Annotated in this window: 22 protein-coding genes and 2 pseudogenes; 10 read left to right on the top strand and 14 right to left on the bottom strand. The window is 69.3% G+C overall.

All coding sequences use genetic code 11. The features are described from left to right. Both JWR86_RS05885 and JWR86_RS05880 read left to right on the top strand, forming a co-directional pair. Window positions 1–226, top strand: a pseudogene (locus JWR86_RS05885) (DEAD/DEAH box helicase); the annotation flags it as partial. A 116-nt stretch (window positions 227–342) separates the two neighbouring features. Further along, window positions 343–1,383, top strand: a complete 1,041-nt coding sequence (locus JWR86_RS05880; protein ID WP_299562074.1) for a GGDEF domain-containing protein — start codon at window positions 343–345, stop codon at window positions 1,381–1,383. Window positions 1,384–1,387: 4 nt separating this feature from the next. Here JWR86_RS05880 and JWR86_RS05875 read toward each other — a convergent pair whose 3' ends face one another. The 3 genes from JWR86_RS05875 to JWR86_RS05865 form a co-directional block, all read right to left on the bottom strand. After that, on the bottom strand, window positions 1,388–1,762 hold the full coding sequence (locus JWR86_RS05875) for an iron-sulfur cluster assembly accessory protein (RefSeq protein WP_299562071.1): 375 nt from the start codon (window positions 1,760–1,762) through the stop codon (window positions 1,388–1,390). Between the two features lie 62 nt (window positions 1,763–1,824). Continuing rightward, window positions 1,825–2,571, bottom strand: a complete 747-nt coding sequence (locus tag JWR86_RS05870) for a molybdopterin-binding protein (RefSeq protein WP_299562068.1) — start codon at window positions 2,569–2,571, stop codon at window positions 1,825–1,827. Further along, on the bottom strand, window positions 2,568–3,428 hold the full coding sequence (locus tag JWR86_RS05865) for an FkbM family methyltransferase (protein ID WP_299562065.1): 861 nt from the start codon (window positions 3,426–3,428) through the stop codon (window positions 2,568–2,570). The genes JWR86_RS05870 and JWR86_RS05865 overlap by 4 nt, the downstream gene beginning before the upstream one ends. A 140-nt stretch (window positions 3,429–3,568) precedes the next feature. On the opposite strand from JWR86_RS05865, the gene map reads away from it, so the two are divergent. From map to JWR86_RS05830, 7 genes are all read left to right on the top strand, one after another. Beyond that, on the top strand, window positions 3,569–4,399 hold the full coding sequence (map, locus tag JWR86_RS05860) for a type I methionyl aminopeptidase (protein ID WP_299562062.1): 831 nt from the start codon (window positions 3,569–3,571) through the stop codon (window positions 4,397–4,399). A 25-nt stretch (window positions 4,400–4,424) separates the two neighbouring features. After that, window positions 4,425–5,114 carry a DNA repair protein RadC gene (gene radC / locus JWR86_RS05855; RefSeq protein ID WP_299562059.1) on the top strand — a complete coding sequence of 230 codons (690 nt, stop codon included), beginning with the start codon at window positions 4,425–4,427 and terminating at the stop codon, window positions 5,112–5,114. Window positions 5,115–5,191: 77 nt separating this feature from the next. Further along, window positions 5,192–6,628: a circularly permuted type 2 ATP-grasp protein gene (locus JWR86_RS05850; protein ID WP_299562056.1), complete on the top strand. Its 1,437-nt coding sequence runs from the start codon at window positions 5,192–5,194 to the stop codon at window positions 6,626–6,628. A 42-nt stretch (window positions 6,629–6,670) separates the two neighbouring features. Continuing rightward, complete coding sequence (locus JWR86_RS05845; protein WP_299562053.1) at window positions 6,671–7,609, top strand: alpha-E domain-containing protein; 939 nt, start codon at window positions 6,671–6,673, stop codon at window positions 7,607–7,609. Between the two features lie 7 nt (window positions 7,610–7,616). After that, window positions 7,617–8,453 (top strand): transglutaminase family protein, encoded by an 837-nt coding sequence (locus JWR86_RS05840; RefSeq protein ID WP_299562050.1) that lies wholly within the window; start codon window positions 7,617–7,619, stop codon window positions 8,451–8,453. Window positions 8,454–8,477: 24 nt separating this feature from the next. Next, window positions 8,478–9,257: a peptidase gene (locus JWR86_RS05835; RefSeq protein WP_299562047.1), complete on the top strand. Its 780-nt coding sequence runs from the start codon at window positions 8,478–8,480 to the stop codon at window positions 9,255–9,257. Between the two features lie 45 nt (window positions 9,258–9,302). Beyond that, the gene (locus JWR86_RS05830) at window positions 9,303–11,504 is read left to right on the top strand and encodes an EAL domain-containing protein (protein ID WP_299562044.1); all 2,202 of its coding nucleotides are present in this window, start codon (window positions 9,303–9,305) and stop codon (window positions 11,502–11,504) included. A gap of 4 nt (window positions 11,505–11,508) precedes the next feature. Here the strand turns inward: JWR86_RS05830 and JWR86_RS05825 are convergent, their stop codons facing one another. From JWR86_RS05825 to JWR86_RS05805, 5 genes are all read right to left on the bottom strand, one after another. Further along, the gene (locus JWR86_RS05825) at window positions 11,509–11,964 is read right to left on the bottom strand and encodes a cytochrome c-type biogenesis protein (protein WP_299562077.1); all 456 of its coding nucleotides are present in this window, start codon (window positions 11,962–11,964) and stop codon (window positions 11,509–11,511) included. A gap of 41 nt (window positions 11,965–12,005) precedes the next feature. Then, on the bottom strand, window positions 12,006–13,124 hold the full coding sequence (gene ccmI, locus JWR86_RS05820; RefSeq protein WP_299562041.1) for a c-type cytochrome biogenesis protein CcmI: 1,119 nt from the start codon (window positions 13,122–13,124) through the stop codon (window positions 12,006–12,008). Between the two features lie 63 nt (window positions 13,125–13,187). Then, window positions 13,188–14,570, bottom strand: coding sequence for a sensor histidine kinase (locus JWR86_RS05815; RefSeq protein WP_299562038.1), 1,383 nt, complete (start codon window positions 14,568–14,570; stop codon window positions 13,188–13,190). Between the two features lie 8 nt (window positions 14,571–14,578). Further along, window positions 14,579–15,262, bottom strand: a complete 684-nt coding sequence (locus JWR86_RS05810; RefSeq protein WP_299562035.1) for a response regulator transcription factor — start codon at window positions 15,260–15,262, stop codon at window positions 14,579–14,581. A 15-nt stretch (window positions 15,263–15,277) separates the two neighbouring features. Further along, on the bottom strand, window positions 15,278–15,523 hold the full coding sequence (locus tag JWR86_RS05805; RefSeq protein ID WP_299562032.1) for a PepSY domain-containing protein: 246 nt from the start codon (window positions 15,521–15,523) through the stop codon (window positions 15,278–15,280). 174 nt (window positions 15,524–15,697) lie between these two features. Between JWR86_RS05805 and JWR86_RS05800 the strand changes: the two genes are divergently transcribed. After that, the gene (locus JWR86_RS05800) at window positions 15,698–15,868 is read left to right on the top strand and encodes a hypothetical protein (protein ID WP_299562030.1); all 171 of its coding nucleotides are present in this window, start codon (window positions 15,698–15,700) and stop codon (window positions 15,866–15,868) included. Between the two features lie 20 nt (window positions 15,869–15,888). On the opposite strand, the gene JWR86_RS05795 is transcribed toward JWR86_RS05800, so the two are convergent. From JWR86_RS05795 to JWR86_RS05770, 6 genes and pseudogenes are all read right to left on the bottom strand, one after another. Continuing rightward, window positions 15,889–16,236: a hypothetical protein gene (locus JWR86_RS05795; protein ID WP_299562027.1), complete on the bottom strand. Its 348-nt coding sequence runs from the start codon at window positions 16,234–16,236 to the stop codon at window positions 15,889–15,891. Next, window positions 16,217–16,735: a hypothetical protein gene (locus tag JWR86_RS05790; RefSeq protein WP_299562024.1), complete on the bottom strand. Its 519-nt coding sequence runs from the start codon at window positions 16,733–16,735 to the stop codon at window positions 16,217–16,219. Before JWR86_RS05790 ends, JWR86_RS05795 begins: the two co-directional genes overlap by 20 nt. 10 nt (window positions 16,736–16,745) lie before the next feature. Beyond that, window positions 16,746–17,012, bottom strand: a complete 267-nt coding sequence (locus tag JWR86_RS05785; protein ID WP_299562021.1) for a hypothetical protein — start codon at window positions 17,010–17,012, stop codon at window positions 16,746–16,748. 125 nt (window positions 17,013–17,137) lie between these two features. After that, a complete protein-coding gene (locus tag JWR86_RS05780; RefSeq protein ID WP_299562018.1) occupies window positions 17,138–17,815 on the bottom strand; it encodes an N-acetylmuramoyl-L-alanine amidase in 678 nt (225 codons plus the stop codon). 64 nt (window positions 17,816–17,879) lie between these two features. Then, entirely contained in the window at window positions 17,880–19,814 is a 1,935-nt protein-coding gene (locus JWR86_RS05775; RefSeq protein WP_299562015.1) for a DUF2793 domain-containing protein, read from the bottom strand. A gap of 11 nt (window positions 19,815–19,825) precedes the next feature. Further along, window positions 19,826–20,707 (bottom strand): annotated as a pseudogene (locus JWR86_RS05770) (hypothetical protein); the annotation flags it as partial.

Raw genomic sequence — 20,707 nt, 5'->3', positions numbered from 1 at the left:
TCCGCCGCTCGCCCGCCCCCGACGCAGCGAGCCCGCGCAGCCCCGGCCAGCGGCTTCCATCCCCCGCGAGGCGCAGCCGCAGCCGCGGCCGGCGGCTTCGATGGTGCGCGAGGCGCCCCGCCGCACGCGCGGCGGCGCGCCCGAGTCCGATCCCTCCGTGGTCGGCCTCGGAGATCACGTGCCGGCCTTCCTGCTGCGCAAGCCCAAGACGAAACTGGAAGACTAGCCCCGGTTATTCTCGCTTTAACTCATTGTTTCGCTGAATGGGGCAGTCTGCTTAGGTAAAGCTTCGCCGGATGTCCACGCAGACGGCTGAGCCTGGACGTTGTGAGGGCCTTCGTGATGCACGCCGTCGATCGAACGCTGTCGATCGGAGAACGTGCGACCGACCTGATGCGCGCCTACTCACACTGCGCGTCGCCCCGAGCCTATGAGCTCTGGTACACCTATGTCACGGGCCTGAAGCCCGCTCTGAACGACGCGGTGAAGTCCCTCCTCGGGCTCCAGGACAAGCTCGGCGCGGCCGAGATCGACCGGATCTACGAGGAGCATCTGTCCGAGGGTCGGGTGGCGCTCCAGGCCTTACGCGCCGGGTCCGAGCTCGTCCTCGAGATGGACGAGGTGATGAGCCAGATCGACGCCGCGGCCGGGTCCACCGCCCAGTTTGGCGCGTCGTTGGAGGCTCTCTCGGGCTCTCTCGCTGGGCCGCTCGAGGGAGGCCGGCTACGAGGGGTGATCGAGTCACTGGTCGAGGCCACCCGGGAGGTGGCGGACAGCAACCGTTCGCTCGAGGCCCGTCTGAAGGACTCACGGGGCGAGATCGACAGCCTGCGCAAGCTTCTGGACGACGTTCGGCAGGAGAGCCTGACAGACGCGCTCACGGGCCTCTTCAACCGCAAGCATTTTGAGGTGACGCTGACGGCGAGCGTCGCGGCCGCGCGGGCGGACGGCTCCGCCTTGACCCTCGTCGTCATCGACATCGACGAATTCAAGCGCTTCAACGACCTCTATGGCCACCTCACCGGCGACCAGGTGCTGCGGCTGGTCGGGGCGGCCATGCGGGAACACGTGGATCCGACCTGCACCCTCGCCCGGTTCGGCGGCGAGGAATTCGGCATGGTCCTGCCCGGCATCGGACGCGACCACGCCTATGGCTGCGCCGAAAAGATCAGGCTCAACGTGATGGCCCGCGAGCTGCTCAAGCGCGCCACGGGCGAGTCGCTCGGCCGAATCACCGTCTCGCTCGGGATCGCGGTCCTCTCCCCGGGCGAGACCGCTACGTCGTTCCTCGACCGTGCAGACCGGGCCATGTATCGGGCCAAGCGCAGCGGCCGCAACCGGACGGTCGTGGACGAGGATCCCGCAATCCCCGAAGCGGCCTGACGCCTCAGGGCCGCGGCGAGAGCAGGTCGGGCTTGGCCGGCGTGATCGCCACCGACTCGCCGCAGCCGCAGGCCGAGGTCTGGTTCGGATTGCGGAAGGTGAAGCCTGACGACATCCGGCTCGTCTCGAAATCCATCTCGGTCCCGAGGAGGAACAGAACGGCCTTCGGGTCGATCAGAATCTTCACGCCGCGATCCTCCACCACCTCGTCATGGGGCCGGATCTCCTCCGCATATTCCATCGTGTAGGACATTCCGGCGCAGCCGCCGTTTTTCACGCCGACGCGCACGCCCGCGATGGGCCTCTCCGCCCGAGCCATGATGCTGCGAACGCGCTCAGCAGCGGCTTCGGTAAGGGAGACGACCTTGAATCCCGCCATGATGTCCATCCCGGCCCGCACGTGGCCTGCGCGTTGCTATGTAGGCGCGACAACGGGGGATTTCAAAGCGGGCGGTCGGTCCTCAGCCCGGCCAGCATCCGCTGGATGCGGCTTACGGCCTCTTTGAGGAGGGGCAGGTCGCGACCGCGGACGATGATCTGGTTCGTGAAGCCGGCCGGCGAATAGGACGGATACGAGCCGATCGAGAGCGCCGGAAAGGCGGCCGCGATCTGGCCGAGACCGGCCGCGTAGAGCCCCTCCGGCAGCCCCGCCGCGTCGATCGTTTCGGCCGTCACCGGCACGCCCTTCACCAGGCCGGGCACCACGTTGTCGAGCATGGCCTGCATGATGGCCGGCACGCCCGCCATCACAACCACGTTGCCGAGCCGAAAGCCCGGCGCCCGCGAGATCGGGTTCTCGATCAGTTCGGCGCCTTGCGGGATCCGGGCCATTCGCAGGCGCGCCTCGTTCAGGTCGTCGCGCTTGATCCGCTGCAGCAGCATCTCGACGGCGCGCGGATTGACGTCGATCGGGACGCCGAAGGCCTTCGCCACGCAGTCGGCCGTGATGTCGTCATGGGTGGGGCCGATGCCCCCCGTCGTGAACAGGTAGTCGTAGCGGATACGCAGCGCATTCACCGCGGCCACGATCTCGGACTCGACATCGGGGACGACCCGCACCTCGCGCAGGTCGATGCCCAGGCCGGTCAGGTACTCGGCGACATAGCCGATGTTCTTGTCCTTGGTGCGCCCGGACAGGATTTCATCGCCGATGACCAGAAGGGCGGCGGACACGATCGGGCTGGTCATGCGGCTTCTCCCGGCGCGTCCGGCGCGGAGGCGGACACGCGCTCGAACACGAGATTGAGCCGGGTGCTGGCGATCTGCCGATAGCCGCGCCGGATCAGAAGACGCGGCAGGTCGACCTGCCACTGCTCCGCGCCATTCTCCATGATCAGGAGCGACGGCAGCAAGCCTTCCGGGGCTTCGGCCAGATAGGGTCCGAGGACGATGTCCTCAGCTCCCTCGACGTCGAGCTTCACCGCGTCGATCCGGGAAAATCCCTCGTCGAGGACCAGATCCAGCAGCGTCCTGCCCGGGACGCGGACCGGCTCGGCGCCTCCGGCCGCCACGATCTTCACGCTCGACTCGCCGCTGTTGTTGGCGTCGATGAACAACGTCAGCTCGCCCGTCTTGTCCGCAATGGCACAGGCGATGGCCTTGATGTTGGCGAAGCTGTTCAGGCGAATGTTGTCGACCAGCCGGTCGAAGATGCCGGGCTGTGGCTCAACCGCCAGCACCCGCGCCGACGGACCGGCGCGGGCCGCCACGAAGAGCGAATAGGCGCCCACATTCGCGCCGATATCGATGAAGGTGAAACCCTCCCTCAAGCGGCCGGACAGGATCTCCAATTCCCGGGGGTCGAAGGTCTGGGGCGTGAACAGCATGCGCTTCTCGCACACGTTGTTGTACGGCCTCACCCGCATGCGGGCGCCAAGCGCCTCGACGTCCACAGGCGCGCCCCCCAGGCGCGCGACAACGAGCCGCCGGATGGCGATCACGGCGCGGCGCGCCAGCCATGTATCCGGAAACGACCGCGTCAAGTTGACCGCCCAGCGTACGAAACCGCTGGGCGCGTAGGTGCCGAAGGGCTCTGCCTCGTCCATGCCTTGTGTCGGGCGTCCAGTCCTGCCACATCGCGTCAGGGAGCGCTCTTCGCATCGCTCACCATCGGTCGCAACCCTGGGGCCCGCCGGTCGGACCCGAGGGCGAGAGGAGAAGCCGCCGAGATGCGTCGGCCGTCGCTATGACTCAGCTGCAGAAGACGAGAGCTGAAGACCCGCGCGAGTTCGAGGCGCCGCTGCACGGGCCGGAGGCCTTTGCGGGCATGCGGCGCGCTGGGCGCCTCACGGCGGATGCGTTGGACCTCCTGGTCGAACATGTGCGGCCGGGGGTGACCACCCAGGCGCTGGATCGGCTGGTGGCAACCTTCGCCCACGACCACGGCGCCTATTCGGCGACGCTGCTGTACCGCGGCTACCCGCATTCCATCTGCACGTCCGTCAATCACGTGGTCTGCCACGGGATGCCGAACGACAAGCCGCTGCGGGAAGGCGACATCCTCAACATCGACGTGACGCTGATCGTCGATGGGTGGCACGGCGATTCGAGCCGCATGTATTTCGTCGGCGAAGTGCCCCGGCGCGCCGCCCGACTGTGCGACATCACCTACGAATGCCTGGAGCGCGGCATTGCGGCGGTCGCGCCCGGCCGGACAACGAACGCCGTCGGCGGAGCCATCCAGTCGCTGGCCGAAGCCGAGCGCTGCTCGGTGGTGCGGGACTTCTGCGGCCACGGGCTCGGCCGCGTGTTTCACGACGCGCCGACGATCCTGCATTATGTCGAGCCGAGCTATGCCGTGCCGCTGCGGCCCGGCATGCTGTTCACGATCGAGCCGATGATCAATCTGGGGCGGCCACAGGTGAAGGTGCTGGCGGATGGCTGGACAGCCGTGACCCGCGATCGCTCCCTGTCGGCTCAGTTCGAGCATACGGTCGGCGTGACCGAAACCGGGGTCGAGGTGTTCACCTATTCGGCCAAGGGCTATCACAAGCCGCCGTACAACCTGGCGGCCTGACACGGTCCCGGCGGCGCAGCCCTCCATGTCCACGGACGACGCGCACCCCCACTATCACGGCCACCGCGACCGTTTACGGGCCCGGTTCGAGGAGGCCGGGGGCGACGCCCTTCCGGATTACGAGCTGCTTGAACTGCTGCTGTTCCGGTCCATCCCGCGCCGCGACGTGAAGCCGCTGGCCAAGGACCTGATCGCTCGCTTCGGGTCGTTCGCCGAGGTCCTGGCCGCCTCGCCGACGCGGCTCCGCCAGGTCAGTGGGCTCGGCGAGAGCGTGATCACCGATCTCAAGATCGCAGAGGCCGCGGCACGCCGGCTCGCCCGCGGCGCCGTTGCCCGGCGGCCGGTCCTGTCGTCCTGGAGCGCGGTGTTGGAATACTGCCGCACCACCATGGCCTTCGCCGAGACGGAGCAGTTTCGGCTCCTGTTTCTGGACAGACGCAACCTCCTCATCGCTGACGAGCTGCAGCAGACCGGCACCGTGGATCACACGCCGGTCTATCCGCGCGAGGTCGTGAAGCGCGCTCTCGAACTTTCCGCCACGGCGGTGATCCTGGTCCACAATCACCCCTCCGGCGACCCTACGCCCTCCAGCGCGGACATCCGTATGACGAAGGAGATTGTGGAGATCGCCAAGCCTCTCGGCATCAGCGTGCACGACCACATCATCGTGGCCCGCGAAGGTCACGCGAGCCTCAAGGGTTTGCGCTTGATATAAGCCGTCCCGTCCGATGGCGACGGCTTCCATTGGAATACAACTTGCCTCTAGAGTCCGCTCGAGCCCACGGACGACGCATGGCCGATACCGCTTTCGACGAGATGGACGGGCACAAGAATGGCGGACCCGGCGCCGTCCGTCCGCCCTATGCCCGCCTTCGCACGTGGCTGGACGAGACGCCCGGGGAGATCTTCGACGCGCGGCGCAGCCAGGCCGAGCTGTTCTTCCGCCGCGTCGGCATCACCTTCGCCGTCTATGGGGACAATGAAGCCTCGGAACGGCTGATCCCCTTCGACGTGATCCCGCGCGTCCTCCTGAAATCGGAATGGGGGCTGTTGGAGCGCGGATTAAAGCAGCGCGTCACCGCCCTGAATGCCTTTCTGGCGGACATCTATGGCCCGCAGGACTGCATCAGGGCCGGGATCGTGCCGGCGGAACTCATCCATCGCAATCCGCAATTCCGGCTCGAGATGATGGGTGTCCGGGTTCCGCACAACGTCTACGTGCACATCGCCGGCATTGACGTCGTGCGCGTGGCAGAAGACGAGTTTTATGTGCTCGAGGACAATGCCCGCACGCCGTCGGGGGTCTCCTACATGCTGGAGAACCGCGAAGCCATGATGCGGCTGTTTCCCGAGCTCTTCGCAAACCACCGCGTGGCCCCCGTCGAGAATTACCCGGATGCCCTGCTGGCGGCGCTGCGGTCCGTGGCGCCGGAGGGGCGCGGCGGCCACCCCGTGGTGGCGCTGCTGACGCCCGGGCGCTTCAACTCCGCCTATTACGAACACTCGTTTCTGGCCGACAAGCTCGGCGTGGAACTCGTCGAAGCGACCGACCTCTTCGTCAAGGACGAGGTCGTCTATATGCGGACTACCGAGGGTCCGACCCGGGTGGACGTGCTCTACCGGCGCATCGACGACGAGTATCTCGATCCGCTGATTTTCCGCCCCGATTCGGCTCTGGGCGTTCCGGGCTTGATGGCGGCCTATCTGGCCGGCAACGTCACCCTGGCCAACGCGGTCGGCACCGGCATCTCGGACGACAAGGCCGTCTACACCTACATGCCGGAGATCGTCAGGTTCTTCACGGGGGAGGAGCCGATCCTGCGCAATGTGCCGACGTGGCGCTGCCGCGAGCCCGACCATCTGGCGCACGTTCTCGACCGCCTGCCCGAGCTGGTCGTCAAGGAGGTGTCGGGCTCCGGGGGCTACGGCATGCTGGTGGGCCCGCAGGCAACCCGGCGCGAGATCGACGAATTCGGCCGCAAGATCAAGCATTCGCCGGAGGGCTTCATCGCGCAGCCGACGCTGGCGCTCTCGACCTGCCCGACCTTCGTGGCCTCCGGCGTTGCGCCGCGGCACGTGGATCTTCGGCCCTTCGTTCTCACCGGCGCGGACGAGATCCAGATCGTGCCGGGCGGCCTCACCCGGGTCGCCCTGAAAGAGGGCTCTCTGGTCGTCAATTCGAGCCAGGGTGGCGGCACCAAGGATACCTGGGTTCTGGACGGCGTCTGACGCCGGCGGCCCGATCGTCTGCTCCCTTCCACGTCGGATCCGATGCTTTCCCGCACCGCAGACAGCCTCTTCTGGGTCGCCCGCTACACCGAGCGCGCCGACTTCATCGCCCGCACGCTCGAGGCCACCGTCCGGCTCACGGCGCTGCCGCATGCCTATCTCGGCGAGCGGAACGAATGGGAAAGCGCCGTCGACTCGGCCGGCGACCTCACCCTGTTCCGCAGCCTCTACAGCCAGGCCAACGAGGACACCGTCCGGGATTTCCTGGCCTTCAGCCCCGTCAACCCGTCCTCCATCCGCAGTTGCCTCGAGGTGGCCCGCGAAAACGCCCGCTCCGTCCGGACCGCGCTGACGTCGGAGATGTGGGACGCCCTGAACAGCGCCTGGCTCGAGCTGAAGAGCTTCGACACGGCCATGAGCTCACAGGACTTCTCCCGGTTTCTGGACTGGGTGAAGCGCGTGGCCCTGACCTTCGACGGCTCGGCCTACCGGACCATGCTGCGCAACGATGCGTTCTGGTTCACTCGCCTCGGCAACGCGCTGGAGCGGGCCGACAACACCGCCCGCATCCTGGACGTCAAATGCCACCTGCTGCTGCCCGAAACGGACGGCATCGGCGGCAGCCTCGACTACTTTCAGTGGACCACGATCCTGCGGGAGGTCTCAGCCCTGACCGCCTATCACTGGGTCTATCGCCAGAGCATCAAACCCATGCTCGTGGCCGACCTTCTGATCCTGAACCGGCAGATGCCGCGCTCGCTGGCGAATTGCTACGAGATCCTGGTCCGTCACCTGGACCTCATTGCCGACGCCTATGGCCGTCGGGGGCCCTCCCAGCGCATCGCCGCCACGCAGCGGGCCCGCCTGTCCGGGGCCACGATCGAAGATGTCTTCGCGAGCGGCGTCCCCACCTTCATCGGAGAGTTCATTAATGACAACAACCGGCTGGGGACGGCGATCGGCGAACAGTACCTGAGCTGATCCTTCCATGCGCATTTCTGTTCTGCACCAGACCCGGTATAGCTACACGGAGCCGGCAAGGTCTGTTCTCCAATACCTCCGACTCACCCCCCGGGATCACGACGGCCAGCACGTCGTGTGCTGGCGCATCGAGCCGAGCGACGAGGGGCGGCTCGCCACCACCTACGATCACTTCGGCAACGTGGTCCACGTGTTCTCGGCCGACACCCCGCTGCGCGAGCTGACACTGGCGGCCGAGGGCGAGGTTGAGACGGTGGACACGGCGGGCGTGATCCGCAACGCGGCCGAACTCGTGCCCGACGCCTGTTTCCTGCGCGAGACGGAATTGAGCGCGGCCACCGACCCGATCCGCGCCTTCGCGGCCAGCGTCGCGGATCCGGGCGGGAGCACCTTGGCGACGCTCCATCGGCTGATGTTCGCGACCGCGGAGAGGGTCCGTTTCGATGTCGAGCCGACCGATAGCGGCACCACGGCGGACGAGGCTTTCGCGCTTCGCCGCGGCGTGTGCCAGGACCTCACGCACGTCTTTCTGGCGGCCGCCCGCCATCTCGGCATCCCGTCGCGCTACGTCTCGGGCTACTTTCGCCGGGACGACGGCGTGGTGGAGCAGGTGGCCGGTCACGCCTGGGCGGAATCGCTCGTGCCGGGCCTCGGCTGGGTGGGGTTCGATCCGACCAACGTGATCTGCACGACCGAGGCCCATGTCAGGGTGGCGATCGGTCTCGATTATCATGGGGCGGCCCCGGTGCGCGGAAGCCGACGGGGGGGCGGCAACGAGGTCCTGGAGGTGCGGCTGCGCGTGGACATTGCGCGTCGCCAGGGGCAGAGCCAGTCGCAGAGCTGAGACGTCAGGCCTGGGAGGCCCCCGTTGACCTACTGCACCGCCGTGCTCGTGCAATCCGGGCTCGTCATGATCGCCGACACGCGCACCAATGCCGGACTGGACAACATCTCCACCTATCGCAAGCTCCACCTGTTCAAGGCGGAGGGCGATCGCGTGCTGGCGCTCGCCTCCGCCGGGAACCTGTCCGTGTCGCAGGCGGTGATCAGCCTGGTGACGGAAGGGGTCGAGAACCCGGATACCGGGGATGTCGAGACGATCCACAAGGCCCCGACCATGTTCAGGGCCGCCCAGCTCATCGGGCGGGCCATCCGCCACGTGCGCAGGACCGACGGTCCTGCCCTGGAGGAGGCCGACGTGAGATTCGACTGCTCGTTCCTGTTCGGGGGGCAGATCCAGGGCGGACCGATGCGCCTCTATATGATCTACTCGGCCGGCAATTTCATCGAGTGCAGCCAGGACGCGCCCTTCCTGCAGATCGGCGAGCACAAATACGGCAAGCCCATTCTGGATCGGGCCGTCTACCACGGCACCGATCTCTACGACGCCCTGAAGATCGCCCTGATCTCGATGGACTCGACCATGCGGTCGAACCTCAGCGTCGGGCTGCCGATCGACATCGCGGTCGTGCGGCGGGATGTGATCCGGCCGGAACTCGTCCACCGCATCGAGGTCGGGGAACCCTATTTCCACGACTTGCGCGAGCGCTGGTCGACCGCGTTGAGGGCCGCTCACATGGCCATCCCGGCCCCGCCCTACGGGGGCCCGCCCGGACCACCTGGAGCGCGTTCACGAAACGCCTTCTAAACCCCTGAATGCGAGGGTCTCGGGCACACGGATCGGTCCGACAGAATGCTGAGCCTCGCTGCCTCTCCGGGCCGCTCCCATACCGTGTTGCTGTCCCGCCTGCTGTGGCCGACCGCGGTGCTGTTCGGGTCCACGCTGTGGATCGTGTTCTCGACCATCCTGTGGACGAGCGACAGCGTGAACGAGATGGCGGTTGAACGCCAGCGCGCCCAGCTTAACGCCGCCATGGAGCAAAGCCTCTCGCAGCTGGTGACGCGGCTCCTCGACCTGGCAGCCGTGCCGGCCGTGTTCGACGGGCTGGACGCAGCCTCGCCCGTCCACGGCCAGGGCTCGCGGTTCAACGAGCAGATCCTGTCGCTGCGAGATCTCGGCAGTGTCGCCCTGATCACTCCGGAATGGCGGCCCCTCGCCGGAGCGGTGGACGGGGTCCCGATCTCGCCCGAGAGCGCCGTCAAGCTGCGCCAACGCATCGAACCCGTGGTGCGGGGAGCACTCGCCTCCACCAGCTCGCCAACCGGGGCGGGCAGGACTCGGGACGCCGTGGTCACGAGCGTTCTCTTCGACGGCACCGATCCCTACGCGGCCTTCGCCGTGCCGGTCAGGATCACCTCCGGTGGCTCCGACCAACCCGCAATTCTCGTCGCGCATGAGCGGCTCGTCACGGACGATCTCCGAAGGATCGCCGCCTTCCATGAGCTGGACCAGTTCACCATCACCACCGAGCCGCCCGGTGACCTGAACGCGGCGGTGCCTCTTCGGAACGTCAGGGGCGAGGTGGCCGCCTACATGACGTGGGTGTCGAGCCGGCCCGGCGACCTCATGCGGCAGCGGCTCGTGCCCCTCACCCTAGCCGGCCTGTTCGTGGCCGTCGTGCTGTTCGGGGTGGTGGCCGGGTACCTGCACTACATCGCCCGGGACCTCGCCGCGACCGAGGCCCACTCGCGCAACCTGATCGGCCGCGACCCGCTGTCTGGGCTGGCCAACCGGCTCCTGTTCAGCGAGCGGCTGGACAAGGAGCTGCACCGCCTCCCACGGGCCGAGCAGCGCCTCGCCGTTCTGTTCATCGACCTCGACCGCTTCAAGGACGTCAACGACACCTACGGCCACCAGGTCGGGGACGATCTGATCCAGCTCGTCGCCCAGCGGCTCGTCAGTCTCGTCCGGGTCGGAGACACGACGGCCCGTTTCGGCGGCGACGAATTCGCCATCATTCAGACGGGGATCCGCAGTCGCGACGAGGCGGGAGCGCTCGCAAAGCGCATTCTCGACAGCCTGACGCAGCCCTTTGCGCTGGCCGAGACCCAGGTGATCATCGGGGCCTCGATCGGGATCGCGCTCGCGCCCGACAATGGGGCCGACCGGGAAACGCTGATGCGGCTCGCCGACACGGCGCTGTATCAGGCCAAGGGCTCGGGACGGAATCGATACAGCTTCTTTCAGAGCCGGATGGACGAGACCATCCGCATGCGGAAGATGGTGGAGGAGGACCTCCGCCGCGCCATCTCCTGCAACGAACTCGTGCTCCACTACCAGCCGCTGTTCTCGTCAGATGGAGTCACCGTCGTGGGCGTCGAAGCGCTGGTGCGCTGGCCCCATCCGACCCGCGGCATGATCTCCCCGGCCGAATTCATTCCGATCGCCGAGGAGCGCGGTCTGGTCATCCCTCTCGGCGAGTGGGTGCTGCGCCAAGCCTGCACGGATGGCAGGCGCTGGCCCGGCCTGCGCATCGCCGTGAATGTGTCGGCGGTGCAGTTCAGGCACCGCGACTTCGTCGGCAAGGTCGTGAACCTGCTGGAGGAAACCGGGCTCGAGCCGGGCCGGCTCGAACTCGAACTCACCGAAGGCGTGGTCGTCGAGGACGCCGACGCGGCCGAGAGCGCCATGATGGAGCTTCGGGCGCTCGGCATTCACCTGGCGCTCGATGATTTCGGCACAGGCTACTCGAGCTTGATCTACCTGCGGCGCTTCGCCTTCGACAAGATCAAGATCGACCGGTCCTTCCTGGAGAGCATGGAAGCGACCGGCGAGTCGGCGATCCTGGTCCATTCCATGGTTCATCTCGGACGCGCTCTCGGCCTCACCGTCACGGCCGAGGGGGTGGAGACGCCCGAGCAGCACCGGTTCCTGCAGGCCCTGGGCTGTCACCAGCTCCAGGGCTTCCTGTTCTCCCGGCCAGTGCCGGCGGCCGAGATCGACGGTCTCGTCGCCCGGCGCGAAACCCTGGCGGGAGCACCGGCGGCGGCCTGACGCCTCAGATCCGTTCGCTCTCGAGCACGGCCCGCAGGCGCCGCTGTTCCTCCGCCGAGAGCGGAGCGGAGACCGGCGCCGGGCCGCGCCGACGGGCCGGGTTGCGGGCCAGATAGACAACCGCCGCCCCGAGGATCAGGGCGGGACCGAGCCACAGCAACAGCGTATGGGCGCCGAAGGGCGGCCGCAGCAGCACGAATTCGCCGTAGCGGCGCACCACAAAGGCGCGGACGGCGTCGTCGCTGTCGCCCGCAACCAGCCGCTCTCGAACCAGAATGCGCAGGTCCCGGGCCAGCGGCGCATCCGAATCATCGATCGACTGGTTCTGGCAGACGAGGCAGCGCACCTCGGTCGAGATCGCCCGCGCCCGCGTTTCGAGGCCGGCATCGGGCAAGATCTCGTCCGCCTGGAGGGCGGCCGCAGCTCCTGCCAACATCGCCGCCGTGGCCAGACCGAGCATGATCGCCGCGCAGCCTCTCCTGCGCCAGCCGGCGGTCCGCTTCATCGCCCCGCCACCTCGGCGCGGAGCCCGAGCTCGGCGGCAAGCCGGTCCAGACGCTCGAGAGCCGCAGGGTCTCGCGCGAGGCCCGTCCTGGCCCGCGACAAACGGTCCTGCGCCTCCGGCGTCTGGCCAAGCACCATGAAGGAGCGGACCAGACGGGTCCATTCCGCCTCGCTCCCGCCCTGCGCCTTCAAGCGCTCGTCGAGCCCCGACACCATGGCGGCGATCTCGGGCGTGACGGCGGAGGGCGGCAGGGCCGCAGGGCGCGCGGGCGCCGGCGGAGAGGCGGCGCCGTCGAGCCGGGCCAGACGGCCCTGGACGAGCGGCACCCAGAGCGCGCCCGGCGGAGCTCCGGCGAGCAGCGCACGGTAGCTCGAACGCGCCGCCTCGGAATGCCCGTCCTGTTCGTCCCCGAGAGCCAGATAGTAGCGCGCGGCCGGAAGCGCCCCGTCGCGCTCCAGCGCCCGCCGGAACCGGTCGCGGGCCTCCGCGCCCACCGTGCCCTCGGCAGCGCTGACCAGGGCCTGCCCCTCGCCGAGGAGGCGCTCCGCCGTGTCGCCGCCGGCCTGCCGGGCGCGGGCATAGGCGCGGGCGGCGTCGGCGAAACGCCCGGCCCGAAGATAGATGGGGGCGACCAGATCCCAGCCGCGCGCATCGCCCGGCTGACGCGCCAGGTGATCCTCCAGGCGGATCAGCGCCGAGGCCGCGTCCGTGGGCATCGCGGCCGGCACAAGCCGGGCCGAGATCGGCTGATCCGGCAGATGCGGCGAGCCGAGGCCGCCGTAGAGCGCGAGCGCGATGATGGGGATCACGGAAAGGGCCAGGGCGGAGGCAGCGCGGCGGCGCCGCAAGGCGGGTTCCGAGGTCGCGTCGACCGTTCCCGGCGCCTCAGCCGCGGCCCGCAGCAGCCTGCGGCCGGATTCGACCCGCGCCGCCTCGGCCTCGGCGGCGGCGAGTGCGCCCCGGGCCTGATCGCGTTCGATCTCCGCGAGCTGGCTGCGGTAGAACGGAACGTCGCTTTCGGGCTCCGGCCGGGAGGTCGCGGTGCGGGACAACGGCCAGAGCACCGCCAACACGGCGGCCCCCGTCATCAGCGCCAGCAGGATCCAGAGAGCCATGTCCCGACATACAACGGCCCGCGAGGCCTCCGAAAGCGGCACGTGGCCACAGTGGCGCCCTGATCACGCGGGGCCGAGCCCAGGCAGCGCCAGTTCGGCCTGGGCGCCGCCGAGCCGGGAGGAGCCGAGCCGGAGCGAGCCGCCGTAGTGACCGGCGAGCTCCACCACGATCGAGAGGCCGAGGCCGGATCCGGGCTTCGTCTCGTCCAGCCGGCGGCCGCGTTTGAGGGCCACGGCACGCGCTCCCTCGGGCAGGCCGGGCCCGTCGTCCTCGATCACCACCCGGAGGATGTTGCGGTCGCCGTCCTCGCCCAGGTCAACTCGGATCCGCACCCGCGAGACCGCCCATTTGCAGGCGTTGTCGACGAGGTTGCCGACCATCTCCTCGAAATCCTGGCGCTCGCCCCGGAACCGCGCTCCGCTGGCCACAGACACCTCGATGGCGAGGTCGCGATCCTGGAAGATCTTGCCGAAGGTGCGGGCCAGAGCCTCGATAACGGGTGCGGCATCCGTCACGGATCCGAGAGTGCCGGCGAGAGCCGCCGTGCGGGCACGCTGAAGATAGTGCTCGATCTGCACGCGCATCAGCATGGCCTGTTCGCGCACTCGCACCGACAGTTCCACCGTCGGGCCGTCCGCCTCGTTGACGATCACGCTGAGCGGCGTCTTCAGCGCATGCGCCAGGTTGCCAACCTGGGTTCTGGCCCGTTCGAGGATCTCGCGATTGGCCTCGAGAAGCAGGTTCAGTTCCTCGGCCAGCGGGGCGACGTCGCCCGGGTAGTTGCCGGAGATCCGGTCCGCCTCGCCCCGACGCACGGCCGAGACCGCCCCCCGCAAGTCGCTGAGCGGCCGGAGGCCGAAGCGGATCTGCAGGAGGGTGGAGACGCCGAGCCCGACGCCGAGAAGCAGGAAGGTCAGGATGAGCGCGAGGACGAAGCGCCGGACGGCGCTGGAGATTTCATCCGCCGGGCCGGCCACCCGCACCACGAAGCGGCCATCCTCCCCGAGATCGATGTCGCGCTCGATCAGTCGGAGCAGGCGATCCTCCGGCCCGACCACGCTTTCCTTTCGGATTCCCCCAAAGGGCCGGTCGGCAACGGGAGGCGCCAGAGTGGGAAGCGGGTTGCCCAGGAGCGAGCGGGAGGAGCGCAGGTCCCGCGTCGCAGCATCGACGCGGCCGAGTTGCCAGTACCAGCCCGAGAGAGGGATCTCGAAACGGGGGTCGCCCAGCGACCCGGCATCGCGAGTGCCGGAATCGGTCGGCGTGACGAGGTCGGCGGCGAGGTCGTTTGCGTAGACGAGCAGGCGCTCGTCAAAGGACCGCTCGGTCGCCCGGAGATACAGCGTCGACAGGATCAGCCCGGCGACGAGGAGAACGACACCGCTCCAGAACAGGGACGAGACCGCAAGCCGGACCGCGATCGACCGCCCAGCGAGAATCTGCATGCGCAACCTCAGCCAGACGCGCCGGCCTTCTCGCCCACGCCCTCCACAAGGTAGCCGAGCCCACGCACCGTCTGGATCAGGTCCACCCCGAGCTTCTTGCGCAGGCGCCCGACGAAGACCTCGATGGTGTTCGAATCCCGATCGAAATCCTGATCGTAGAGATGCTCGGTCAGTTCGCCCCGCGACACCACGCGGCCGGACTGGTGCATCAGGTAGGAGAGCAGCCGGTACTCGTGCGACGTGAGCTTGACGACGGCGCCGTCGACGCTGACCCGCCCGGAGCGGGTGTCGAGCCGCACGGAGCCGGACACCAATTCGCTGGTCGCGTGCCCGGCGGCCCGGCGCAGGAGGGCCCGCAGGCGCGCCAGCAATTCCTCCATGTGAAACGGCTTTGCGAGATAATCGTCGGCGCCGGCATCGAAACCCTGGACCTTGTCGCTCCAGCGGTCACGCGCGGTCAGGATCAGCACGGGCATCTTGTGGCCGGCCCGGCGCCAGTTCGTCAGCACGGACACGCCGTCGAGGCCCGGAAGGCCGAGGTCGAGCACGACCGCGTCGTAGGGCTCGGTCTCGCCCAAAAACTGCCCTTCTTCGCCGTCGAACGCCTTGTCCACGGCGTAGCCGGCGTCCACCAGCGCTGCCGCGATCTGACGGTTCAGGTCCTTGTCGTCTTCGACCAGCAGCAGCCGCACCGGTGACTCTCGCGGTTAGTGCACGACGAGGACATTGCCCGAAGGCGCGTCCACCGTCACCCGCATCATGCGGCCGTCACGCCGCAACACGGTGATCCGGTATACGAGCGCCTGAGGATCACGGCAGAGAACGGCTCGCAGGACATCCGAATCCGGCACGGCCCGCATAGCGGTGCTGATCGCCTGGACGGGCCGGACGACGCGCCGGCTCGTCACGGCCTCCGCCGCGTCCCCCGACGACAGGCACGAGAGCTCGGTCACGGGTCCGGCCTCCGCAGCCGGGACGGGCGCGAAGCAGGCGCAAAGCGCGACGGCGGTGGCGATCGGGACGGCCCGCATCGAATCGAACTAACTGAGGCGGGCTGAATTGCCGGTGAACGCCCCGTGCGCGACCTGCAGCGCCGGTCGGGGCCGGCATGCGAGGAGGACCACGCGATGGACAAGGTCGTTGCCATCGTGGCGATGCTGGCCGTGCTGTTTCTGATCAGCCGGGGGCTGCCGGGCCGGGTGTGGCCGGTGATCCTGGCCGCGACCCTGGCGGTCGTGCTGGCGGTCGTGCTGGCCGAGCAATACGGGCTGTGGCCGGCCGGCTGGACCGTCCGCTGAGGCGGCTCACCGGAGCCCGCTCAGCGCGGCACCTGGTGCTGGTCGAGGAAGCGCTCGAGGGCTCGGGTGAGCCGGTCCTTGTCGCGGTCTTGATCGGCCGCGATCAGCGCCTCGATCGCGGCAGCGGCCCGGTTCACGGCCTCAGCAAGCCCCGCGAGCGCGAGCGTGTCGGCCAGCATGGCGCTCTGCCCCGAGATCCCGGACAGCACGCTGCGTGAGGCTCCCGCGAGCGCCTCCAGGGTCTGGGCCCGGTAGCGCCGGTCCTCCACGATCCAGCTCCGCAGCGGCACCAGCACGGCCATCAGCACGGCGACCGCCGCACCCCCGAGCTTGATCCAGGCCTCCGCCTCAGGAAGGTGGCTGGTCACGGACCCGCCTCCGCTGTCTGAGGCCCAGGCTGTCGCAGGCCACCGCGTCCCGGGCCGAGCGGCCCGAGGCGTGCAGCTCGGCCGCGGCCAGCACGCCGCAGATGAGCCCCGTCGGCACCGCCGCGAACGCCAGCACGAAGCCGAGGGCGAGCCCCGTGTAGAACAGGAAGCCGGTCGCGCAGCCCGCCACCCGGACCAGCGGCGAGCGGCGGCGGCCGCCGTGGCGCCAGAGCGCGCCGAGCCGGGCCGCGCCGACCGCCACACCGGCGGCTCCGGCGGCATCCTCGCCGACAAAGAAGCGGACCACCCGAAAGGCCGGGGCCGAGAACGTGTCCCCGTCGGCCAGGAGCCCTGCCCCGAACAGCGCCATCACGCAGGCGAGCCAGACCTCCGTCCAGCGCGTCTGCCCATAGCGCAGCTCCCGCTCGATGTGGGCCGTGATGGCCGGATCTGCCCGCACCAGCCGGTCGAGATGCGCCTCCGCGGTGAAGTTCTGCACGGCGCCCTCCTCAGCTTCCCACGACCTTGCTGCTGGCGGCGCGCGCCGCGACGGCGGGTTCGGTGAGAATGCGCCGCACCTCGGGCAGGGCCGCGGCGGAGGCCACGAGGCCGGCCCCGCGCCGCTCGTAGAGAGCCCAGCCGGCGCCACCCAAGATCAGCAGGGCGCCGACGATCTGGTCCAGCGTGGCGGCGTCGAACCAGCCTCGCGACACGAAGCTGCCGCCGCCGACCAGCATGATCTGACGGAGGATGGAGAAAACCTGTTCGCGCGTCATGGTGCGGCTCCCTGGGGTGAGGCCCCGGATTAGGGGCGGTGGCGAGGGTGGGATCCCGGCGGAGGAGCGGGTCGCCTCCGCTTGGCCCGACGAGGCCGGGCCGCCGGCCGCCCATGCTGCCCGGCTCAGGTCGCCAGCAGCTCGGGCTTGATCCGGAAATCCGGGCCCCGGATCGCCTGAGCGATGCGCAGGCCCTCGGCCGGCATCTTGCGCAGGCTGGTCTCGCCGTGGCCGAGATGGAGGATCCCGGGGAAGTTCTTCTCGAGTTCGACCGCGAAGGCGACCGCGCGGGCCACCTGTGCGTCCGTCACGTCCTCCGGCAGCTTGGCGTCGACCTCGCAGCCCAGCATGTTGCCGTTGCTGAGCCCGCGGCCCTTCCACGGCGCCTTGTCGACGTTGCCGGCGTGCCAGCAGGTGAACAGCTCCGGGTTGGTCAGGTACATGCGGGCGTCGCGGCCCATGACGTACTGGACGCCGAGGCCGCGCCCGTTGAGCACGCGAATGGTCCCCTCGGGCCCGAGATGGCCGGCGGTGTGGTGCCAGAGCATGGCCTTGGGGGCGCCCTTCATCCGGCCCAGGCGGACGGTGGCGAGGTGCGAGATGTCCACGTCGTGGAGCCGGCCCTGCGCGGCGCGCCGGATGATGATCGCCGGAGCGGCCGGCTTCGGGGGCGCGTGCTTCGCCTCGAACCGCGCCAGGGCGGAGCGCGTCTCGGTGCCGGCCTGGCCATCGGCGCCGTAGACCGGAAGCGTCTCCCCGGCGGCGAGCAGCAGCAATTGCACGGTGCGGTCGGCAACGTTCATCGCTCGTCTCCGGGGGACGAAAAAGCCGCCCTCGGGCGGCGGCGGGATGTCTCGGGGCAGCCGGTCAGGCGGCCGGCTGAGCTTCCAGAGCGGCCAGTCGCCCGGCGAGCGCCGTGATCTCGGCTGCCATCGCCTCCTCGCGGCGGTGCAGTTCCTGGACGGCCTTGATCAAGACCGGGACAAGCTCCTCGTAGCCGAGGCTGACGACGTCCTCGCCGCCGTTGAGGCTGTGGTCCTGGTAGCCGCCGAACTCGACCCCGAGCTCGTGCATCGCAGCCTTCACCTCCTGCGCGATCAGCCCCTGGTGGCGCCGGATGCGCGTCTTGGAACCGTCCCGGACGATGTTCGAGAGCCGGTTCGCCTCCGCCCAGGCGGCGAGCTCACGCCCATGCGCCGCCATCGCATCCGCCGCGTCGCTGGCCGGCCGGGCCGGAGGGGGCGAGCGGTAATCGTCCCGCAGGTCCCATCGGAAGTCGACGGGGCGTAGCGCCAGCAGGAACTGAAGCCCGAGCGCGGTGTCGCGGATGTCCGCCTTGTCGCGACCGTCGGAGCGGTTCTGCACCGCGCCGTAGCAGTAGGTCGTGGTCGCGGAATCTCCGAGCTGGACCTGGTTCGACCCCGTCACGGCCGCATTCGCGCCGACCCCCGTCGCGTTGTCGAACGTGGTCAGCCCCGACAGGCTGTTGTAGCCGAGCGCGGTGTTGTAGCCGCCCGTCGTGCAGGCCGAGAGTGAAAGCGCACCGACGGCCGTGTCGTTGCCCCCGGACGTCACGCCCGGCAGCGCGGAGTACCCGAGAGCGGCGTTGTTCGACCCGGTCGTGACCGCAAAGCCGGCGAAGGTCCCGCAGGCCGCGTTGGATCCCCCCGTGGTGACACCGGCGAGGGCCTGGCGGCCGAACGCGGCGTTGTAGGAGCCGGAGGTCAGGACGTTCAGGGCGCCGACGCCTGTAGCCGTATTGTTGGTCCCCGAGGTCAAGGACACGAGCGCGTTCAGCCCGACCGCCGTGTTGCCGTTGCCGTCCGCGGTGCGCAGGTTTCTCACCGCCAGCGGGGTGCCATCGGCCCGCCAGTAACCCCACACGGTCCAATTTCCCGAGCCGTCAGAGGCGGCGAGGGCCCGGTCGCCAGCCGCGGTGGTGATGTTCGCGCTTCCGGGCAGAACCAGGGAGGTGGCGTCATGGGTGAGGGTGAGCGCCCCGGCGAAGCGGATCAGCCGCAGCTTGTGCAGGCCTGATCCGAAGGACGTGATCGCAACGGTGCCGGTGATCCTCACCTTCAGCGTGGGCACGGCGCCGAGATCGGTCGTGCTCGCCGAGGGGATGTCGGTCGAGCCGGCCCGAAAGTCGACTGTGCCGGTCGCGGAGTTGATCGCGAGGGCGGTGTGCCAGGCCGCTCCGTCGCTGCTGACCTTTACGGCGGGATCGTCGGAACCGATCAGGCCGAACTCGAGCCGGCCGGAGAAGCCGGTCTGAAACAGCAGCGACACGACGTCCGCGGCCGTCTCCTTGTTCAGCATGTAGCGGAGGTCGCCGTCCCCTCCTTCGGCAACCGTCCGGGCCGTCCAGAGCGCCTTGTTGAGCTTGGCCGCAAACGGGTTCGTGGCATCCGCGTCCGTGCCGATCCCGAGCCGCTGCAGGTTCTGGATCGCCGCCAGCCCGGAGGTGAGCGAGGTCCAGCCGGTGCCGTTGAACAGATAGAGCAGGCTCTCGTTGACCACGAAGGCGATGTAGCCCGGCGAGGGCGGGAAGAAGCGCCAGCCATAGGCGTCCTGCCAGGCGGCGATCATCGCCGCCTTGCCGGCCCAGGCGCCGGACGCGCCCGGGGGCACGATGTAGCGCTGCCCCGGAGCCGGAGCCGAAGGCGGGACGGTCAGATCCTTGTCCAGCACCGCGCATTGCACGAGCGCATCGAGGGCGAGCAGCGCCTCGTTGTGGGTCACGTGTTTCTGGGCTTGCGCCGCCGCCAGGAGGGGCAGGCCGAGAACCGGGCTGTCGGGCATGGTGGGTCCGTTCAAAGCACCGGGACCGTGCGGAGGAGCTCGTGCCCCCGCCCGGCTGTCCGGCTGAGTTGTGCGATCCGCAAGGTGAGCTCCGCCTGCGGCACGCCGAAATCGGCAAGCTCGTCGGCCGCGCCGTAGAGGACCGCCGGCGCGGCGGTCGCGAAGGCGCGCTTCTCCCCGCCGAGGCTGTCGAGGATCGCGAGTTCGTAGGCCTCGACCTCCTCGCCGAGCGGGATCTCGGCCATCTCCCAGCCATCGCCGTCCAGCCGCGCCCGGCGAATCCAGGACACCGCGACTCCCCCCGCGACGCGCCGCGCCCGCGGATGCACCGGCGCGAGCGGCTTCAGGGCGCCGGCCCCGATCGTCGCGGCGATCTCGATGGCGGCCGGATCGGCATGGCCCCGATCGGCCGGGCCAATGCGGTAGGTCCAGGTCCGGCCGAGATCGGAGAGCGAGGAGGAGAGCGGCGCGACTGCTCCGTCCAGCCGGACAAGGTCGGCTCCGGCCGGGACGGTCCGGGAGGCGAAATGCTCCGTGCCGCCCAATCCCCGCAGGAACCCGGAGAGCCGGTAGCGCCGGGGGCCGATCAGGTCTGCCGACCGCGCCGCCAACACCTCCCAGCCTCCGTCCTGCCCACGAACCGCAAACACGGTTTCGCCGGCAAGCGCCGCCTCGGGCGTCACCGTCGGCCAGCCCCCCGAGGAAATCTCGACCTCAAGCCGCGTGCGTTCGTCCCAGGACCAGACCGGCCCACCGCTGAGCGCGCTCAGCGTGCGGCCCAGGATGGCCGGAACGGGCAAGACGCTGTGCAGCCCGAAGCTTTCGCCGTCGGCCGACCGCCACACCGCGACCGCGCCGGGCCAGGGGTCGGCCGCCACCGCCACATGCTGCAA

Source organism: Enterovirga sp. (genome assembly GCF_028290205.1).
Taxonomy (GTDB): domain Bacteria; phylum Pseudomonadota; class Alphaproteobacteria; order Rhizobiales; family Beijerinckiaceae; genus Enterovirga.
Note: the sequence above shows the minus strand (reverse complement) of the source record. Positions and strands in the feature narration are given on the sequence as shown.

Excerpts from the sequence above, each read along its gene's own strand:
- ccmI (WP_299562041.1), bottom strand. The coding sequence starts at position 13,124 with ATGGCTCTCTGGATCCTGCTGGCGCTGATGACGGGGGCCGCCGTGTTG.
- JWR86_RS05830 (WP_299562044.1), top strand. The coding sequence starts at position 9,303 with ATGCTGAGCCTCGCTGCCTCTCCGGGCCGCTCCCATACCGTGTTGCTG.
- JWR86_RS05775 (WP_299562015.1), bottom strand. The coding sequence starts at position 19,814 with ATGCCCGACAGCCCGGTTCTCGGCCTGCCCCTCCTGGCGGCGGCGCAA.
- JWR86_RS05865 (WP_299562065.1), bottom strand. The coding sequence starts at position 3,428 with ATGGACGAGGCAGAGCCCTTCGGCACCTACGCGCCCAGCGGTTTCGTA.
- JWR86_RS05780 (WP_299562018.1), bottom strand. The coding sequence starts at position 17,815 with ATGAACGTTGCCGACCGCACCGTGCAATTGCTGCTGCTCGCCGCCGGG.
- JWR86_RS05800 (WP_299562030.1), top strand. The coding sequence starts at position 15,698 with ATGGACAAGGTCGTTGCCATCGTGGCGATGCTGGCCGTGCTGTTTCTG.
- JWR86_RS05845 (WP_299562053.1), top strand. The coding sequence starts at position 6,671 with ATGCTTTCCCGCACCGCAGACAGCCTCTTCTGGGTCGCCCGCTACACC.
- JWR86_RS05825 (WP_299562077.1), bottom strand. The coding sequence starts at position 11,964 with ATGCTCGGTCTGGCCACGGCGGCGATGTTGGCAGGAGCTGCGGCCGCC.
- JWR86_RS05875 (WP_299562071.1), bottom strand. The coding sequence starts at position 1,762 with ATGGCGGGATTCAAGGTCGTCTCCCTTACCGAAGCCGCTGCTGAGCGC.
- JWR86_RS05850 (WP_299562056.1), top strand. The coding sequence starts at position 5,192 with ATGGCCGATACCGCTTTCGACGAGATGGACGGGCACAAGAATGGCGGA.
- JWR86_RS05870 (WP_299562068.1), bottom strand. The coding sequence starts at position 2,571 with ATGACCAGCCCGATCGTGTCCGCCGCCCTTCTGGTCATCGGCGATGAA.
- map (WP_299562062.1), top strand. The coding sequence starts at position 3,569 with ATGACTCAGCTGCAGAAGACGAGAGCTGAAGACCCGCGCGAGTTCGAG.
- JWR86_RS05880 (WP_299562074.1), top strand. The coding sequence starts at position 343 with ATGCACGCCGTCGATCGAACGCTGTCGATCGGAGAACGTGCGACCGAC.
- JWR86_RS05840 (WP_299562050.1), top strand. The coding sequence starts at position 7,617 with ATGCGCATTTCTGTTCTGCACCAGACCCGGTATAGCTACACGGAGCCG.
- JWR86_RS05815 (WP_299562038.1), bottom strand. The coding sequence starts at position 14,570 with ATGCAGATTCTCGCTGGGCGGTCGATCGCGGTCCGGCTTGCGGTCTCG.
- JWR86_RS05785 (WP_299562021.1), bottom strand. The coding sequence starts at position 17,012 with ATGACGCGCGAACAGGTTTTCTCCATCCTCCGTCAGATCATGCTGGTC.
- radC (WP_299562059.1), top strand. The coding sequence starts at position 4,425 with ATGTCCACGGACGACGCGCACCCCCACTATCACGGCCACCGCGACCGT.